The organism is Micromonospora sp. 15K316 (genome assembly GCF_004348525.1).
Taxonomy (GTDB): domain Bacteria; phylum Actinomycetota; class Actinomycetes; order Mycobacteriales; family Micromonosporaceae; genus Micromonospora.
The window spans coordinates 1-2,407 of record NZ_SMKG01000383.1; the positions used below are offsets into that span (position 1 = coordinate 1).

At 68.1% G+C, this 2,407-nt stretch carries 4 protein-coding genes; 2 read left to right on the top strand and 2 right to left on the bottom strand.

Going from position 1 to position 2,407, the window contains the following annotated elements; translation table 11 throughout:
* The coding region (locus E1211_RS31685) for a transposase family protein (protein WP_165947264.1) at positions 1 to 194 on the top strand (194 nt) is incomplete at its 5' end.
* Between the two features lie 190 nt (positions 195 to 384).
* Here the strand turns inward: E1211_RS31685 and E1211_RS31690 are convergent.
* Together E1211_RS31690 and E1211_RS31695 are read right to left on the bottom strand one after the other, a co-directional pair.
* Positions 385 to 1,008, bottom strand: a complete 624-nt coding sequence (locus tag E1211_RS31690) for an NADPH-dependent F420 reductase (RefSeq protein WP_132353858.1) — start codon at positions 1,006 to 1,008, stop codon at positions 385 to 387.
* A gap of 179 nt (positions 1,009 to 1,187) precedes the next feature.
* Positions 1,188 to 1,922, bottom strand: coding sequence for an SDR family NAD(P)-dependent oxidoreductase (locus E1211_RS31695; RefSeq protein WP_132353860.1), 735 nt, complete (start codon positions 1,920 to 1,922; stop codon positions 1,188 to 1,190).
* 144 nt (positions 1,923 to 2,066) lie between these two features.
* On the opposite strand from E1211_RS31695, the gene E1211_RS31700 reads away from it, so the two are divergent.
* Positions 2,067 to 2,407: TetR/AcrR family transcriptional regulator (locus E1211_RS31700; RefSeq protein WP_132353863.1), on the top strand; the 341-nt coding region annotated here is incomplete at its 3' end.

Sequence of the window (2,407 nt, forward strand, 5' to 3'; positions counted from 1 at the left end):
CGAAGCTCTCACGCCGGCAGAAGGCCGTGAACCGCGCCCACGCGAAAATCCGCGCCCGCGGCGAACGGGCGATCGCCACCCTCAAGACCTGGAAGATCCTGAACAAGCTGCGCTGCTGCCCACGGCGAGCGACTCCGATCGTGCAGGCCATCCTCGTTCTGCACCACGTCGAAGCCAACCGCTACGCAGGATGAAAAAGGCCCATCGACAGGTTCGCGCAACGCGACATCGACCGCGGCCTTCGCTGACTCGTTGCCGACCACCGCCGCGGAAACCGGTCGGCAGTTCCCGATCAGCTCCTCGGCCGCTCGCCCCGTCAACAGCGGCCGGTTTCAATTGTCAGGGCGCACAGCTCCCTGTTCGCCGACTGCTCGGCCCCTCCGCTCAGCCGGTGAATTCGTCGACGCCGAGGGCGAAGTCCCAGTGGCCGACCCCGTTGCCGGCAAGGCCCACCGTGACCACGCCCACTCCTTCCAGCCAGTGCGCCATTTTCAGGCCGCCGACGTCCAGCGGGCGCAGCCCGAGGCTCTCGATGAATGCCGCCACGCCCGCCTTGGCCTGCGCGTTGTCGCCCGCGATGAAGACGTTGGGCCGGCCCTTCTCCAGGACATTTCGGAAGATGGTGTTGAATGCCTTCACCACGTCGGCGCTGGCCGGGGCCACCTTGGCGACTTCCTGCGCGATCGAGGTCTCCCCGCTGTGGGCCAGTCCGTCGAATGTGGCGTTGAAGGGGTTGCTGATGTCGACGATGACCTTGCCCGCGAGGGCGTCTCCGTACTCGGCGACGACCGGAACGACACCGTCGTACAACAGGGCCGTGATGACGATGTCCCCGGCCGGGACAGCGCCCCACTTGCCCGTCGTCGCGCCGCCGCCCAGAGCCTTCGCCAGGTCATCGGCCTTGGACTGGTCGCGTCCCATGACCTCGACGGTGTTGCCACCCGCCACCGCGAGCGTGCCGATGGTACGGGCCATGTTGCCCGTACCGATGAGGGTGATGCTGCTCATCAGGTGTGCTCTCTTCCTGTTCTCGGGTGTCGCTCTGTCGTTCGTGCCGATCGGCGCAGGGCGTCCGCCACGACGTTTCTGGGCCAGCTGCCGCGCCTCTCCCGGCACCTCCGGCTCGTCGTCTTCCGCCGGTAGTCGGGTTGTTCTGCGGTGTGACCACGGCATTCCTGGTGCGTCGTTCAGATGGCGGTGGTGCCGCCGTCGGCGACCAGCTCCAGGCCGTTGACGTAGCTGGAGTCGTCGGAGGCGAGGAACAGGGCGACGGTGGCGATTTCTTCGGGGCGACCCATCTGGCCGCGGGGGATGAGGGACTCGAACTGGCGCTTGGTGGCCTCGTCGAAGAGTTCTTCCTGCTTGGCGGTGGCGACCTGGCCCGGGGTCAGGACGTTGACCCGGATCTTGCGGTCGCGCAGTTCGTTGAGCCAGACGCGGGCCCAGGCCTGCTGGACGGCCTTGCTGCCGGCGTAGAGGCTCCAGCCGGGAAAGGCGCCGAGGGAGGCGTTCGAGCCGGTCATGAGGATGGAGCCGCCGTCGTTGAAGAGCGGAAGGGCCTTCTGGACGGTGAACAGGGTGCCCCGGGCGTTGAGCCCGAACCAGGCGTCGAACTGGGCCTCGGTGATCTCGCCGAGCGGGGCGGGCTCGCCGCCGCCGGCGCTGGCCCACAGTACGTCGAGGCTGCCCTTCTCCCGCTTGACGGTGTCGTACAGGCGGTCCAGGTCGTCCAGGTTGGCGGCGTCGCCCTGGACGCCGGTGACGTTGCGGCCGATCTGCTTCACGGCCTCGTCCAGGGCATCCTGGCGGCGGCCGGTGATGAAGACGTGCGCTCCTTCGTCGACGAACAGCTTCGCGCCGGCCAGCGCCATGCCGGTGGTGCCGCCAGTGATGACCGCTACCTTGCCGTCAAGCTTTCCCACGATCGCTCCTTTGGGTAGGTGGTGCCGTGCACACCCGGGGCAACGACGTTATGTACACCGCCCTGTGTGCTTACGGTACGGGGTGGGCGGCCGGGGCGCAAACTATGTACACCGGTCGTTACCGAGCTGAGGTACCATAGACCCGTGACGGAGCTGGAGAAGGGCCCCCAGGGCCGCCGCCGCGGCCGGGGTGCCCGCGAGCGCATCCTCAGCGCATCCCAGCAGCTGTTCCGCGAGCAGGGCATCAATCGCACCGGCATGGACCAGCTCTGCGCGGCGGCCCAGGTGTCCAAGCGCACGGCCTACCAGCACTTCACCGGCAAGGACGAACTCGTCGCCGAGTACCTGCGCCGGTTCGACCCCTCCGTTCTGTCCGGCGTGTTCGACCGCACCGACCTCACGCCCCGCGAACGGCTCCTCGCCGCCTTCGACGTCCCTCCCGTCTTCCTGGTCACCGCGCTCAGCTCGATCGCCCCACTGGTCAC